Consider the following 15,747-nt stretch of genomic DNA (forward strand, 5'->3'; position numbering starts at 1 on the left):
TCTTTTTTATTCCTATTATTCAGTTATCTAAGTCAGCATCAACTATGATACTGACTTAAGAACCACTGGCAACAGCTTGAGGCTGTAGCATACACATTAAATCTTGAACGCCCTTTTGCAGATACCTAGTAACAGTCATGGGACTAGTACCAATTGTTTTGGCAGCATCCTTACGAGATAACTCCTTGAGAAATACCATTTCCACCGCCATGCGAGGCTTTTCTTCCAATAAACTAATCGCACCTTGCAGTTGTTGCCGTTCTTCCTCTTGTTGCTGTTGAGCCGCAGTCCGAGGACAAGTTAAAGCCTCACCCAAAGTGATTTGACAGTCAACATAGTGAACTACAGTGGCATCTAAACTTAATGGCATCCTGTTTTGTACAGCTAACTTAGTTTCTTGCCACTCTTGTAAAGACACATTCAGTTCCTCGGCAATTTCTATATCCTTGGGAGGACGACCAAATAATTCAGCTAATTGCTTACGAACTTTTTGTCCTTCATTGTAAAGTTCCTGCCAGCGACGGGGTATCTTTAATAAAGTACTGCGATCACGTAAGAAATGGAGCATCTCACCCCGGATATAGGGCACAGCGAAAGAACTAAAGGCGTATCCTTGGCTGGGATCAAAACGCTCAATAGCCCTGATTAAACCAAAGTAGCCAATTTGTTCTAAATCTTCGTAGGGTTCATTACATTGATGACTAAACTTATGTGCCATCTTCCGTACTAAACCAGTATGTAATTGTACAAGTTTGTTCCGAAGTTCAACTGAGGGATTTTGGTGATAGTACAGCAGAAGTTCCATACTATCAGACCGCACAGAGGACTGACTTGCTGTCATAAGATATCCTTTGAAATAAGTCCTGTTCCAACAAAAAAGAATTTTGTGAATCAAAAATCCAAGCTGTCATTATTTTCCTTAGGAACGCCTTGAGACACCATTCGTCGTTTTACTGAACTTATGAGGGGTATGACTCCACATACCAGTATTTACACTTATATCGGTATGCGATTCCTTCTCCTGGTTAGCTTTGAACAAGAGTTAGGGGTTAGGGGTTAGGGTCAATCGGATGGAGATTCAAACCCCAACCAATTGCGGACACCGGGCAGAAGGTGGGGTTTTAAACCCAATTACTCCTTACAGTGTTTGAGGCAAGCTCGCCCGTATTTCCCTATCCCCCAACACCTAAGGAGCATAGCGACGATAAAATGCCTAGTCACAGGAAAATACAAATTTTTTCCCTGGTTAATCAGTAAGTCTTTAGGTAAGAATAGAAAGTAATCAGTAATTTTTTTTAAGTAACAATTCTCAGTGAAATATGGCTAATACAAGTAACTTCCGTGACGCTATGCGTCAGGCTCAAAACCAAGCCCTAGTGGGTCCCAATGTGATTGCTAATGCCCTACCCTTCGTTGGTGGTGGACTAGTACTAACAGCTGTAGGTACCTATGGCGGTTTGGGCGTAATCAATACGAAACCGGAAATTTTCTTCCCCACATTCATCGGAGCTTTGGTTCTAGAGTTAGTTTTGTTCTTTGTCGCCAGAAATATCACTGAAAAGGGACAAAACAACATTGCCCTACCCATATTGGCAACCTATAGTTTGCTATCAGGATATACTCTTAGCGGCTTAGTATTTATTGCCTTGAGGAGCCAAGGAGTAGGTATTCAAGGCGTGGGGTTGGCTGCCCTAGGTTGCGGCATTACCTTTATCGCAGCTCGTCAAATTGGTAGCAATCTCTCCGAGTCTGATGGTATGGCTTTGACAAAAACCATCAATCTCGGTGTTATTGCCTTAGTGATGGTCTGTGTTGCACAGTTTGTGTTGACTTTATTTGGTGTTTACACTCCAAATTGGTTAGAAATTGGTATTTCTGGTTTGGGTGTATTCCTATTTGTAGGTGTGTCTGTAGTCGATTTCTACATTTTGCCCCGTAGCTATCGTGATGACCAATATTTACCTGCGGCTTTATCAATGTATTTGACCTATATCAACCTGTTTGTATTTATCCTCAGATTACTCATAGCTCTAAATGGTCGCGATTAAAGTCTGCTGGGATTAAGTTAATCTGATGGGGATAGGGAAATTTTTATTTTCACTAATCCCCAATTTTCTTATGGAGAATAATTCAAAATCCAAAATCCAAAATTGAATGGTCGAAAAAAGTTCTATTCACACCATCGTTATTTTTGATATTGATGGAGTTATCCGAGATGTTGGTAATTCCTATCGCCGAGCTATAGCAGATACGGTAGAGCACTTCACTTCTGGAGCATATCGCCCCACATCCGTTGACATTGATAACTTGAAGTCTGAAGGTATCTGGAACAATGACTGGGAAGCATCCCAAGAGTTTATTTACCGCCACCAGGAAACCCAAGGACAATCCCGTGAACAAGTACAATTGGATTACAACGCCATAGTAGATTTCTTTCAAGGATGCTATCGCGGTACTAACCCCAACAATTGGACGGGATATATTTGTCATGAGCCGTTATTATTACAGCCAGCTTACCTAGATCAACTAACTTTAGCTGGTATTGCTTGGGGATTTTTTAGCGGCGCACCTCGTGCTGAGGCGACTTACCTATTAGAGAGCCGCTTGGGTTTACAGTCACCAGCGTTAATTGCCATGGAAGATGCTCCGGGAAAACCAGACCCCACGGGACTTTTTGCCGCTATTCGTCTATTAAAAAATCAACTGGACAATATATCACTAGTAGTGTACGTAGGAGATACGGTAGCTGATATGTACACCGTAGAAAAAGCACGAAATAGAGATGGTGGCGATCGCAGTATAAATTATCTTGGTGTGGGGATTTTGCCTCCTCATGTCCAAGAAAAAGCATCTAGACGAGATGCTTACGCAGAAAAATTACGGCAAGCTGGAGCAACGTTAGTTTTGAATAATGTGCAAGAATTAACACCAGCACAAATTCAGCGATTTCTCTAAATTTTCATTAAAAAAAGCAGGTGTAAAACCTGCCTTTAAATCTCAACTAAAAATCCAATATCTAACTGCCAATATTCGGCGCACGCATAGACAGCGCAGGTACTTCTTGCTGTGCCAAAGTGGGTACAGCATCACGCAATCTTTCTGTTAGCTGCACAGTTTTGGAATCATACACTTGAGTCAAAATTTTGGGATACAAACCAATCCCAATAATTGGCACTAACAAACAAGCAATAATAAATACTTCGCGGGGTTCAGCATCAATTAATTTTTGATGAGCAACTAACTCTTGATTCTCATCACCATAGAAAATCTCCCGCAGCATGGAAAGCAGATAAATGGGAGTCAAAATTACCCCAACCGCCATCAAGAAGATGACAATCACTTTAAAGGTGGAGTTATAGGCATCACTAGTTGCAAAACCCACAAATACCATTAACTCTGCCACAAAACCACTCATCCCTGGCAAAGCTAAAGAAGCCATAGAACAAGTAGTAAACATGGCGAAAATCTTCTGCATCCGTTTACCCACACCCCCCATTTCATCTAACATCAGGGTATGTGTCCGGTCATAGGTTGCCCCTACTAAAAAAAACAAACTCGCCCCAATCAAGCCATGGGAAACCATTTGTAATACTGCTCCACTCATACCTAAATCGGTGAAGGAAGCAATACCAATGGTGACAAAACCCATGTGAGAAATGGAAGAGTAAGCAATTTTACGCTTGAGGTTGCGCTGGGCAAAGGACGTTAGGGCAGCATAGATAATGTTAACTACCCCCAAAATTACTAATACCGGGGCAAAATAAGCATGGGCACCGGGCAACATCTCCGCATTCATGCGAATTAAGGCATAACCACCCATCTTCAAGAGAATACCTGCCAGCAACATATGCACAGGGGCTGTCGCTTCTCCGTGGGCATCTGGTAGCCAAGTATGCAAAGGAATAATCGGTAATTTTACGGCGTAGGCAATCAAGAAAGCCCCATAGAGTAAAAGTTGGAGATTGAGGGCATAATCCTTGAAACCAAGCGATCGCATATCAAAGGTGACTGTATCGCCATAAAACGCCATAGTCAAGGCAGCAACCAAAATAAATAGGGAACCACCAGCAGTATACAAAATAAACTTGGTGGCTGCGTATTGCCGCTTTTTACCTCCCCAAATAGCTAACAGCAGGTACACCGGAATCAATTCCAGTTCCCACACCAGGAAAAACAGCAGCATATCCTGGACGGCGAATACGGCTATCTGTCCGCCGTACATTGCCAGTATTAAGAAATAAAATAGCTTGGGCTTGAGTGTAACTGGCCAAGCAGCTAAAATCGCCAGGGTGGTAATGAATCCAGTCAAAAGAATCAGAGGCATGGATAAGCCATCTGCCCCTACTGACCAGTTCAAATCTAGTTGTGGAACCCATGCATAACTCTCCACTAGTTGTAAGTTGGGATTGGAGAAATCATACTGAGTGTAAAAAGCTGCAACAATGATAGCAAAATCTACTAGTCCCACGATCAAGGAGTACCAACGTACTGTCTTACCGTTTTTATCTGGGATGATGGGAATCAGCAGTGATGCCGCTACCGGTAATAGAATAATTGTTGTCAGCCAGGGGAAATTAGCTGTATTCATGGGAGTTGTCAGGAATCTATAGAAATAATTGTCGGCTATCAACTACTAGCTATTAACTAACAGTTTTTGCCGGATTTGCATGTGATTATTATGTTGTTTTAACAAAAATAAAAAAAAAGATGAGGGTTAGTAACTACATCCTGCATCTTGAATTAAAAAAATGTAAATAATTATTACAAACCAAATTGTCAGTCAGAGGAGTGTGGGGAGTGGGGGAGGTGCGGGGAGTGTGGGGAGTGTGGGGAGTGAGAGAGTGAGAGAGTGAGAGTTGATGGTTGGGAGTTAAGATTTTTTATCTTTCACTCCTTCCCTCCTTCACTCCTTCCCTCTTCCTCTCTTCCCCTCTTTCCCTCTTCCCCTCTTTCCCTCTCTTCCCCATCTTCCCACACTCTCCCTGCTCCCCTGCCTCTTCTAAGTCACACCGAAGAAAATCACTAAGCCCAAGACTGCGCCAAATATGATCAAGGCGTAGAACTGAGCCCGACCATTTTCAAAATATTTGAGTCCTTCACCACTTACCAAGGTGAAGAAACCTGTCAAGTTGACAGCACCATCTACTACGCGGAAATCAACTTCTAGAACTTGTCTGGCTAGGCGACGCAAGCCCAAAACAAAGACACGATGGTAAATATCATCAAAGTACCACTTGTTGAGGGATAGATTGTAAAGTGGCTTGATTTTATCAGCGATCGCAGTTGGATTGATTTTGCCCCACAAGTACATTAGGCAAGCTAAGGTAATTCCGACTACAGAAATAGCTACAGAACCACCAGCCATAATGTAAAACTCATGTAGGTCAACCTCAGCAGCTTTTTCCATAACTTCTGCCAAAGTTTCACTGGGAGCAAAAATGAACTCCTCAAAGCGATTACCAAAGGGAGTACCCACTAAACCAATCAACATCGAAGGTATTGCCAAAACCGCCAAAGGCATGGTCATTGTCCAAGGTGACTCGTGGGGAGAATCGCTGTGATGACCATGAGAATCATGATGGTCAGCTGTGGCAGCTAATTCACCATGTTTCATGGCTCCAGGACCAAAAGTTGGTGCTGGTTCTCCAGATTCTACTTCCAAGATGATGGTAGCGGCTTGCTTGAGCTTTTGCTTAATTTTCTGGTCAGTACCCCGGAATTTGCCTTCAAATGTGGAGAAATACATTCTGAACATGTAGAAAGCGGTAATACCAGCAGTTAGCCAGCCAATACCCCAAAGTAGGGGACTAGATTGAAAAGCAGCCCCTAAGATTTCATCCTTTGACCAGAAACCAGCAAAGGGAGGAATGCCGGAAATTGCCAAACAACCAATTAAGAAAGTAATGGAGGTGATCGGCATATATTTCCGCAGTCCACCCATTAATCGCATATCCTGTGCCAATACTGGATCGTGACCCACAACCCCTTCCATGCCGTGAATTACGGAACCGGAACCAAGGAAGAGCATCGCCTTAAAGTAGGCATGGGTCATCAAATGGAATAATCCAGCAGTGTAAGCACCCACTCCCATAGCCATCACCATATAACCAAGTTGGGAGATGGTGGAGTAAGCCAGACCCTTTTTGATGTCATTTTGGGTCATGGCAATAGTTGCCCCTAAAAATGCTGTAAATGCCCCAGTCCAGGCAATAACTGTCATTGCTGCTGGTACGTGTTCAAATACTGGGTACATGCGGGCAATCAGGAATACCCCTGCTGCCACCATAGTTGCTGCGTGGATGAGGGCAGAAATGGGTGTGGGACCTTCCATTGCGTCTGGGAGCCACACATGGAGAGGAAATTGGGCTGATTTAGCAACAGGGCCTAGAAATACTAAAATTGCTAACAGTACCGCCAGAAAATTGCTCAAGGAACCTGTCTGTACCAGTTGAGCTAGGCGATCGCCCATAATATCAAAATCAAAGCTGCCTGTAGCCCAAAACAAGCCCAGGATGCCCAATAGTAGACCAAAGTCACCTACCCGGTTAGTGACAAAAGCTTTTTGGCAGGCATCTGCTGCGGACTTGCGATCATACCAAAAACCGACCAGCAAGTAAGAACACATCCCCACCAGTTCCCAGAAGATGTAAACCTGTACAAGGTTAGAGCTAACAACCAAACCCAACATGGAGGAACCAAACAAGCTCAGGTATGAGTAAAACCTCACATATCCTGGGTCATGAGCCATGTAGCCATCAGTGTAAACCATGACTAGGAAGGCTACTGTTGTCACAATTACCAGCATCAGAGCTGTTAAGTGATCAATCGTGTAGCCCATACTCAGTTGAAAGTTCCCTGCTGCTGCCCATTCAAAAACATGGGTATAGGTTGGATGTCCTTGAATTTGACTCCACAATAAGGCAATGGAAAGACCCATTGCCACACCCATCAGGGAGATAATCAATGCCGCATTCAGCTGCCGCAGATTGTTTGTCACCTGATTAAAAGAGATTAACCCAAGACCGACAATCATTGCCCCCAACAGGGGCAACATTGGAATCAGCCAGGAATACTGATAGATTACTTCCATCACTAATGTCTACGTTGAGAATTTTTCACTAACTTTTAAGGACAGTAGCAGCTGCATCGGAATGATTTGTGTTAACACAAAGCGTCTTCCTCTAATTTGTGTTACTGCTTTATGGGTTGAACCCACACTGATGATACTTCTAGCCGGAAAATGGAGAAAAAAGTAAAGGGGAAGAAGTTTTTTCCCATAACAGTCTAGAACAATCAAGTAAATTAGGAATGCCTAGGAAATTTGCAGGAGCGAGATTGAGCACAAAGCTAGGAACGAATGTTTTTCTCTAACCTTGAATTTCTCTTTCTCCACAACTTCTACAGGAGTTCCTCAACTATTTTCCTCACTTCTGCCAAAAGTTTCAGCTAGCGCCAGATCCTTGTAGACACCCAGAAAGTGAATGTTCCCATGGTCTAAACCTTTCTATTGACGCTTCTGCAAGGATTTTGACTCCTAGAAAGTCAGCATCTGTCCATTGACAACTGTTATAGTCGCAATTGTTAATAATTGTGACACACACTCTTGAGCATAAAATAACCCACCCAACAACAGTTAAGTGAGCAATTAATTTTGGTTTTAGATTTGCACAATTTTTTTATTGAATTTTATTTTTGGAATCAAGAGTGAAAATACCCAGATTTATCTGCGAGATAGTTAAGATTTAGGAGTTGGGAGTTGGAAGTTGGGATTTGGGAAGAAATATTTTACGCCTGATGTGAATTAAAAACGTCTCTTCCTCTATAAGATTTTTGATAACTTAATTCACAGTAAACGCATTATTTTATCTGCCCCGGATCACCTTATCCCATGATCATTCCCAGTTTGGGTTACGCGGAACGGCATCCTAAATCTAAACTGGAGCCTTGGTAAGTTTTAGCGAGTTTTTTATAGCTGTTTTGAATTTGTTTTAGTGCCTGACGTAGATCTTCTCTGCCACGAAATCCTTCTAAACGCTGTTTGACAATTCCATTTTCTATCAAAATCAAGGTTGGCAAGGATTTTAATTGATAACCATTAGACAACTTAAAATTTTCATCAGCATTAACTCTGACTAATTTAATGTCTTCATTGCATTCTGCTTGAAATTGCAATAGGAGGGGGTTGACTATACGGCATAAGCCGCACCAAGGTGCTTCAAAATTGATCAACACAGGAACAGGGGATTCTAAAACTTCTTGATTAAATGTCCGCTCACTAACCGACAACACCATGATGCCTCTAAGATTATCAGGTTTTCATATATTAACTAGCTATCAGGTAATTACTAAGTAGTGGTCAGGGAAAATTTTTATTTCTCTGAAGTTATGAGGAATATACCAATATTTACTTTTTGATGCCATTTGTGGCTGTTGACCATCGTTGACACCAAAATCAAATTGGGGGATTCTCAACTTCTGTTTTTGCTGGAGAGGAAATCAAAGACTCAGTTGGGATTAAATCCTCTTCAAAAACCATTGGCTAAAAACCACCAATATTAAACTCAAAACTACTGAGCGCACCCTTGTTGACAGCTAATTGATCTAATCCTACATTGATTCGGCAGCGATTGGTGAGTCTAAAGAATTTAATTTGGTATCAAATGTTGCTAGAGTCATGAATTTGTAAACTACAATCTTACCCGACTAGTTGCTTGCATTAGTAGGGGGTGAGACCACCACAAAAGCAAAATAAAAATCATAACTCCCAAATAGGCTGGTTTGAAGAACTCTTGCCATTGAAGAGATTGTTTGCCATTGATAATGGCAACAAAAGGCATGACACTGGTACGTTGTTTTACTTGTTCAAAGGCAGAACCATAGCGCCAATTCAATCGGCGATCGCCATGCCAAACTCCAAACCAGTGATGTAATACTAAGCCCACAGATGTTACTAAAGTAAAACTAGTACCTAGCCATAGGGTATGGGCAATACACCAAATGACCTGTCCTACCATCTGGGGATGGCGGGTAATGCGAATAATTCCAGTTTCGTAAAGATGGACTTGAGGTTTCTGAATGGCAGCAATTTCTAGTAGATTGAAAGTAGCCGGATACAAAAAGAAAAAGGAAATTGCTGATAAAACCCACACAAATAACTTAACCCCTGGTAAGCCCTGCACTTGCCAAAGTTGGATTCCATCATAGCGGTGATTAAAAAAGTAAATAATTAAAATGACAGCTAGAGGTAAGCTAGCTAAAGCAAAGAAAACTCGGTATAGTCTATTGCCAATTTTTTTCTCTGCCCAAGGACGTAAAGCTGCTCCACCACTATGGACAATTGCAAATACTAGCAGTAAACCCAAAATTTTAAAATGACTATTGGTCAACCAAGATGGCAAAATCGTATACATAGGTGAAGTAATTTAAAGAAAACTTAACTCTGTACAATCAATACCACAAAGTATTCAAAGGAGACTTTTAGTCAAAATGTTGTACTACTGTATTTTTCTGGATAAAGCCTCCAAATTAAAGATGCCATAAATTAATCCCGATCAAAACATGACAAAACTCTGGCTAGTTGCTAACACTGCTCCTTTCATATATGTAGGTTGAGCCTTATGTCTGACCTTCCTTTCACTTTAGATCAATTACGTATTCTCAAAGCAATCGCTGTAGAAGGGAGCTTCAAACGCGCTGCTGATAGTTTATACGTATCTCAGCCCGCCGTCAGTTTACAAGTACAAAACCTGGAACGGCAATTAAATGTACCTTTATTTGATCGCGGGGGACGACGCGCTCAACTTACAGAAGCGGGACATCTGCTGCTGAATTATGGGGAAAAAATCCTCAGTCTTTGTCAAGAAACCTGTCGAGCAGTGGAGGATTTACAAAATCTCCAAGGAGGTACTTTAATTGTCGGTGCTTCCCAAACTACTGGCACTTATCTGTTACCCCGAATGATTGGGTTATTTCGACAAAAATATCCAGATGTTGCAGTCCAATTGCATGTCCATTCTACTCGGCGTACTGCTTGGAGTGTGGTCAATGGACAGGTGGATATGGCAATTATTGGCGGTGAAGTCCCCTCGGAATTGACAGAATCTCTGGAAATGGTTCCTTACTCTGAGGACGAATTAGTACTAATTTTGCCTGTGTTCCATCCCCTTGCCAAATTAGAAAAGATTCATAAGGAAGACCTGTATAAATTACAATTCATCACTTTAGATTCCCAGTCAACTATTCGTAAGGTAATCGATCATGTATTGGTTAAGGCGGATATTGATACCAGAAGGTTCAAAATTGAAATGGAGTTGAATTCCATTGAAGCAATTAAAAATGCCGTACAAGCTGGTTTAGGAGCAGCATTTGTTTCTAATAGCGCCATTGTTAAAGAACTACAAATGGGTGTCTTGCATTCGGCTTCTGTTGAAGGTGTAATTGTGCGAAGGACTTTGTGGCTAATTTACAATCCTAATCGCTACAGATCTAAAGCCGCAGAAGCTTTTAATCAAGAAATTTTACCCCAGTTTGCAACACCAGGATTAAAAGAAAGTATGTTAAAATCATCACAAAAAAATTTATTGACGACGACAAATACTCTAGACCCAGCAATGTCTAATGCCGATGAAGGATAAAATTATCTTGATAGTCAATATAGTCAATTAATTGCAGGAGTAGGAACCCCAATTGCGATGTTTCGGAGTTACAGAAGTTATGCTGTGAAGCATCAAGAATGTGATTGGTACTGATTGTATCAACATACTCTCTTGAACTTCTGTAACTCTGCCACTCTTCAAATCTGTCAATTATCAAAACTACTGACTATCATGGAAGTTTACTGCACTCGCCCAGGTTGTCCTCGCCCCCAAAATTATTTTGCGGATCTAGATGACAAAGCAACTCTCAAAACAGTACAACAAAAATTTTGTACCACCTGTGGAATGCCATTGATTCTGGTGGGGCGCTACATCCCACAAAAATTGCTCGGAAGAGGGGGCTTTGGAGCAGCTTTTTTGGCAAGCGATCGCTATACTCCTACTATGCGTGAATGCGTGGTCAAACAATTTCAGCCTGCTGGTAATCTCAGTAATACTCAGTTACAACTAGCACAAGATTTATTTGAACGAGAGGCGTTAGTTTTAGAACAAATTGGTCACGAACACAAACAGATTCCCGATTTATTCGCCTTTTTCCCCATGATTGTCCCCGGTTTACAAGGAGCAGGGGAAGACCAGTTTTTTTATTTGGTGCAAGAATATATTCAAGGTCAGACCCTAGAGGAGATTTTGCAGCAAAAGGGCAAGTTTTCCGAAGCAGAGGCGTTAGAAGTACTGGGCTCGATTCTTCCTGTTCTTCAGTTTGTCCATGATAAGGGTATTATCCACCGAGACATTAAACCCTCTAATATTATGCGTCACAACAACGGCAAGTTCTATTTGCTAGATTTTGGTGCCGTGAAACAGGTCGCAAATGCGGCTGCGGGTGCATCTTCTTCTACGGGAATATACTCAATGGGCTTTGCCCCACCAGAACAGATGTCTGGGAGTACAGTATTTCCTTCCACGGATTTATACGCCTTGGCTGTGACAATTGTCAGTATACTGACGGGGGTGACAGAGATGAATTTATTAATCGATGCTTATAGTAACCAATGGCAATGGCGATCGCAAGCAAATGTCAGCCCCAAATTGGCTGATGTATTAGATAAAATGTTGCTGAATGCTGCCAATCAACGCTTCCAGTCAGCACGGGAAGTTTGGAATGCCCTCAAATCCCCATCCTCAACCCCAGCATCTAGTTCTGTTAATCCACCACCCCAAGTACAGCCACCATCACAACCAGCCCAGTCTCCTCCTCCTAAAAAACCAGTGAGGAAGCAATCTCTTGTGGCTCCATTTTCCACCGTAGAAATGTTAGCAGGAGCAGCATTTAGCGGCTTTGAAGGGGGACTAATTGCGATCGCTCTTTACAATCTTTTACAATCTCCCCTGCCCACTCTGGTAATTGGAGCTGTAGTGCTCGGAGGATTAGTTTTTGCTCAAACTAGACGCTGGATTGAAAAATTAGATTTATTAATTATTCCTGGTATTACTTGTGGGATTATTTTTTTTGTACCCTTGCTACGGGGTAATTTAAGTATTTCTCAAGTACTAATTATATCTGTGGCAGCCGGATTAGTTACTGTTGCTTTAATATCTTTATTCCGTCTAATTTACAAACTATTATCTTTAATACTTTAATTTAGACATAGATAAAAATATCACAATTACTGATGTCCCAACGGAAAGAAACTACTGTTTTAATTTTAGCTTTATTAGTAACTTTAGGGTTAGTAGGTGGTGGTATTTTCTGGTTGAAAGATAAAATATTCCCATCAGATGAACAAATATCTCAGACATCTGCAAAATCCCAACCCTCTAACTTGCAACCCATTAGTTTTGGCAGCACTACCCTGGTTCCCGGACAAGCATCTGATGCTAAAATTCAGGGAATAGAAGCATTAGCTCGGGGCGATTATCAACAAGCTGTATCTAAATTAGAAACAGCACTGCAAAGTAAACGCAATGATCCGGAAACCCTCATATTTTTAAACAATGCCCGCATTGGTAATAAGAAAAATTATACTATTGCTGCATCCGTACCTTTAGGTACTGACCCCAATGGCTCCTTAGAAATTTTACGGGGTATTGCCCAAGCTCAAAAAGAAATTAATACCCAAGGCGGAATTAAGGGTATACCTTTACGGGTAGGGATTGCTGACGATAAGAATAATCCAGAAACTGCCAAGAAAATTGCTACCAATCTAGTCAAAGATGCACAGGTATTGGGGGTAGTCGGTCCCTATGCAAGTGATGTTACCTTAGCTGCAAGTAGTATTTATAACAATGGAAAATTAGTCATAATTTCCCCAGTCAGTACCTCCGTCAAAATTTCCAACTTGAGTCCCTATATATTTCGCACAATTCCCAGCGATTTCATGGCAGCTAGATCCCTAGGCAACTATATGGCAAATAAATTACAGCAAAAAAAAGCTGCTGTTTTTTTTAATTCCCAAAGCGACTACAGTAAATCTCTCAAATCAGAATTTGTTTCTGCCGTTTCTTTAGAAGGGGGACAGGTAGTCAGTGAATTTGACTTATCCAAATCAGATTTTAGCGCTTCTAAAAGCGTTGCACAAGCAATAAAAAGAGGTGCGGAGGTTTTAATGTTAGCACCCAATACAGGCACCTTAGATAAAGCCTTACAAGTCGTACAGGCAAACGATAAACGCTTACCCTTACTGGCTGGAGATGATGTATATAGTATCAAAACCTTGGAAGTAGGGCAAAAACCAGCAGAGGGGATGGTGGTAGCAATCCCCTGGCATATTGATAGCCAAACCAATCCTAAATTTACCCGTGACTCTCGCCAATTATGGAATGCTGATGTTAACTGGCGCACGGCTCTTGCTTATGATGCAACTAAGGCATTAATTGCTGCATTAGAACAGAATCCTAACCGTACAGGGGTACAACGGGCTCTTGCTGCTACCGACTTTTCCACTATGGGAGCCTCTGGAACAATTAGGTTTTTACCTTCAGGCGATCGCAATGCCCAAGTACAATTAGTTACTATCGAGAGGAAAGAACCATCTCGTTCTAGGACGGGGTATGATTTTGTACCTGTGGCAAAATAAAGTCAGTCAGAGGCAGGGGGCAAGGGAGCAGGGAGCAGGGAGCAGGGAGTAGGGAGCAGGGAGCAGGGGAGAAACCCTATACATGAATGTAGAGAGCAGCGCCCAGAAAGGGAGTCTCCCTCATAAGCGACTGCGGAGGGCTTGAAACAAGAAATTATTGCGAAAGAGTGCTTATGCATCGCTGCAAAATTGTTTCTTAGCCAGCATAATTTGTATAGAGTATGAAGATGCGATCACAGATTAGACAAATTTATGGTTGAACTCATAAATTAAATCTACCCTTCCTTTCCGTAGCATAGCCGGATCTAGTCGATCGGTGGTATTACAAGTCATTAATACAACCAATCTTTGTTGAATCTGAATTCCCGCATCATCAATCACACTTTGATAAACAGTTCCATCTAATAAACTCAAAATGTGCTCGGTTTGGTTATTATTCTGTGCTGCTTCACTAGCGCGATCCTGTGCTAAATTATCAGCTTCGTTAATGATCAGACAAATATTTTCTATATATGTAGGTGGGATAAAATTAGTAATCGCATCATGATCCAAAATAAAAATGACAAAACCTAAAGGAACAAGAATTTCTTTGGCTACAGCTTGAGTCCATGCAGTTTTTCCTGTACCTGGTTCTCCATGTACTAAAACTGCTAGCTGCTTTTGATCCAGAATTGTTTGCTGAACTGTATCGCTAAATTCTTGAATATCCCGAGGAAAACTATTAATTGAAAATTGACTATCAACCTTACCCACACGACTTTTATAACCACTTAGCATCATAGCCAAATTATAAGTAGCTTTATTAATAAGTGGTTTCAGAGCTATTGCCATCAAGGTATACTGTCTTCTTCCTCGTTCGTAAGGGGTAATCTGCAACCAAATATCATATTTAGACCAGTAGGCAAGAACAGTATTGATGACGTCTATACGTTCCCAATTAATAAATTTATCTATTGGATAATAGAAGTCACTTTCAGCATAATACTGGGTAATAATATCAGGACAACCTAAAATTTCTAAGACTCTTAAAACAGTAATTTCTTGTAACCTATTAAGTACGTAATCAATGGGAATACTATTACGACTTACAAGTTGAATAATTGGTGTTTCTGTGCTTAAAATATCCTTGTAACGGTAATCTGGAGTCAAGGGAGCTGGAGTAATGTAGTTCCAATATTTTTCAAATTCGCTACGTGTATAATCAGAAGCAACATTGAGAATGTTTGACCACCAAGAATAATTAGTTCTACCTAAAGCATCAGCATAATAACTCAATAAATCCACAGTTTTTTTATTGAATTCATGGGTATCGTTGCAGAGAATTTCCCAGAAAAAGTCTAAATCAAAGTCTCGCTGAAAAGGTCGCCAACCACTAGCAAGTAAGTTGCGACGATTTCTATTCATGGTAGAATCTTCATTGTTGCTGAAATAATCAAATTCCATACGGTTCAGAGTTATATATTTAATTGCTAGTGAGTTGCTATCATAATTTTTTTTAATCAGAATTCTACAGGAAATAATTTGGTTTAAATAGTTATAGCTAATAATTGATAGTTTATGCTTCAGGATTAATAATTAATAATTATCATAATATTTTTATATATTTTTATAATCATTATAACCCTAGTTTTATACTACTCAATAAATAAACCACTTCCATACAAGTCGCTAGAGCAAAAGCATCCATCACTTAGAAGAAACTCCACTGGTGAGTTGCTACACACTCTTTCAAGGATAGCTACTTTTAAGCCAACCTCCCAGATTCTTTGCACCTTCCTTGCTTCACGCCCGTTACATTCAAGCAACGGTACCTTTCCTCTCGTACTATGTATGTAGGCTCTAAGCTGTTGGGGTACGGAAATGGTCTAATTTTAGCCAATGATTACTGACAAGGTTAATTACAGAACAGAGATGAGGTATTACTGATAATAAACATAATCCTGTTCTTTTACATCGCGTTACATTTTTAATTGCTATTGGATTTTCATTATCTGATCATCATGTACTACATTGTAGTGTGATTATTCTGTATGGTCAAGTCTTCATGATGAAAATACATTAATCCCATTTGC

Annotated in this window: 11 protein-coding genes; 5 read left to right on the plus strand and 6 right to left on the minus strand. The window is 40.9% G+C overall.

Going from position 1 to position 15,747, the window contains the following annotated elements:
* Positions 1-55: 55 nt before the first annotated feature.
* Entirely contained in the window at positions 56-841 is a 786-nt protein-coding gene (locus CALSC_RS14785) for an RNA polymerase sigma factor SigF (RefSeq protein WP_088242090.1), read from the minus strand.
* A 478-nt stretch (positions 842-1,319) separates the two neighbouring features.
* Between CALSC_RS14785 and CALSC_RS14790 the strand changes: the two genes are divergently transcribed.
* Both CALSC_RS14790 and CALSC_RS14795 read left to right on the plus strand, forming a co-directional pair.
* Complete coding sequence (locus tag CALSC_RS14790) at positions 1,320-2,048, plus strand: Bax inhibitor-1/YccA family protein (RefSeq protein ID WP_088242091.1); 729 nt, start codon at positions 1,320-1,322, stop codon at positions 2,046-2,048.
* 106 nt (positions 2,049-2,154) lie between these two features.
* Positions 2,155-2,955 carry a TIGR01548 family HAD-type hydrolase gene (locus CALSC_RS14795; RefSeq protein ID WP_088242092.1) on the plus strand — a complete coding sequence of 267 codons (801 nt, stop codon included), beginning with the start codon at positions 2,155-2,157 and terminating at the stop codon, positions 2,953-2,955.
* Between the two features lie 61 nt (positions 2,956-3,016).
* Here the strand turns inward: CALSC_RS14795 and ndhD1 are convergent, their stop codons facing one another.
* From ndhD1 to CALSC_RS14815, 4 genes are all read right to left on the minus strand, one after another.
* On the minus strand, positions 3,017-4,588 hold the full coding sequence (gene ndhD1, locus CALSC_RS14800) for a photosynthetic/respiratory NAD(P)H-quinone oxidoreductase subunit D1 (protein WP_088242093.1): 1,572 nt from the start codon (positions 4,586-4,588) through the stop codon (positions 3,017-3,019).
* Between the two features lie 411 nt (positions 4,589-4,999).
* Positions 5,000-7,090, minus strand: a complete 2,091-nt coding sequence (locus CALSC_RS14805; protein ID WP_088242094.1) for an NAD(P)H-quinone oxidoreductase subunit 5 — start codon at positions 7,088-7,090, stop codon at positions 5,000-5,002.
* A gap of 818 nt (positions 7,091-7,908) precedes the next feature.
* On the minus strand, positions 7,909-8,292 hold the full coding sequence (locus CALSC_RS14810) for a thioredoxin family protein (RefSeq protein WP_088242095.1): 384 nt from the start codon (positions 8,290-8,292) through the stop codon (positions 7,909-7,911).
* Positions 8,293-8,687: 395 nt separating this feature from the next.
* Positions 8,688-9,410: an NnrU family protein gene (locus CALSC_RS14815; protein WP_088242096.1), complete on the minus strand. Its 723-nt coding sequence runs from the start codon at positions 9,408-9,410 to the stop codon at positions 8,688-8,690.
* A gap of 207 nt (positions 9,411-9,617) precedes the next feature.
* Between CALSC_RS14815 and CALSC_RS14820 the strand changes: the two genes are divergently transcribed.
* The 3 genes from CALSC_RS14820 to CALSC_RS14830 all read left to right on the plus strand — a co-directional run bounded on the left by CALSC_RS14820 (position 9,618) and on the right by CALSC_RS14830 (position 13,675).
* The gene (locus CALSC_RS14820) at positions 9,618-10,634 is read left to right on the plus strand and encodes a LysR family transcriptional regulator (RefSeq protein WP_088242097.1); all 1,017 of its coding nucleotides are present in this window, start codon (positions 9,618-9,620) and stop codon (positions 10,632-10,634) included.
* 192 nt (positions 10,635-10,826) lie between these two features.
* A complete protein-coding gene (locus tag CALSC_RS14825; protein ID WP_088242098.1) occupies positions 10,827-12,239 on the plus strand; it encodes a serine/threonine-protein kinase in 1,413 nt (470 codons plus the stop codon).
* 32 nt (positions 12,240-12,271) lie between these two features.
* Complete coding sequence (locus CALSC_RS14830) at positions 12,272-13,675, plus strand: ABC transporter substrate-binding protein (protein ID WP_088242099.1); 1,404 nt, start codon at positions 12,272-12,274, stop codon at positions 13,673-13,675.
* 240 nt (positions 13,676-13,915) lie between these two features.
* Here CALSC_RS14830 and CALSC_RS14835 read toward each other — a convergent pair whose 3' ends face one another.
* Positions 13,916-15,118 (minus strand): AAA family ATPase, encoded by a 1,203-nt coding sequence (locus tag CALSC_RS14835; protein ID WP_088242100.1) that lies wholly within the window; start codon positions 15,116-15,118, stop codon positions 13,916-13,918.
* Positions 15,119-15,747: the final 629 nt, after the last annotated feature.

Source organism: Calothrix rhizosoleniae SC01, from assembly GCF_900185595.1.
Lineage (GTDB): Bacteria > Cyanobacteriota > Cyanobacteriia > Cyanobacteriales > Nostocaceae > Calothrix_A > Calothrix_A rhizosoleniae.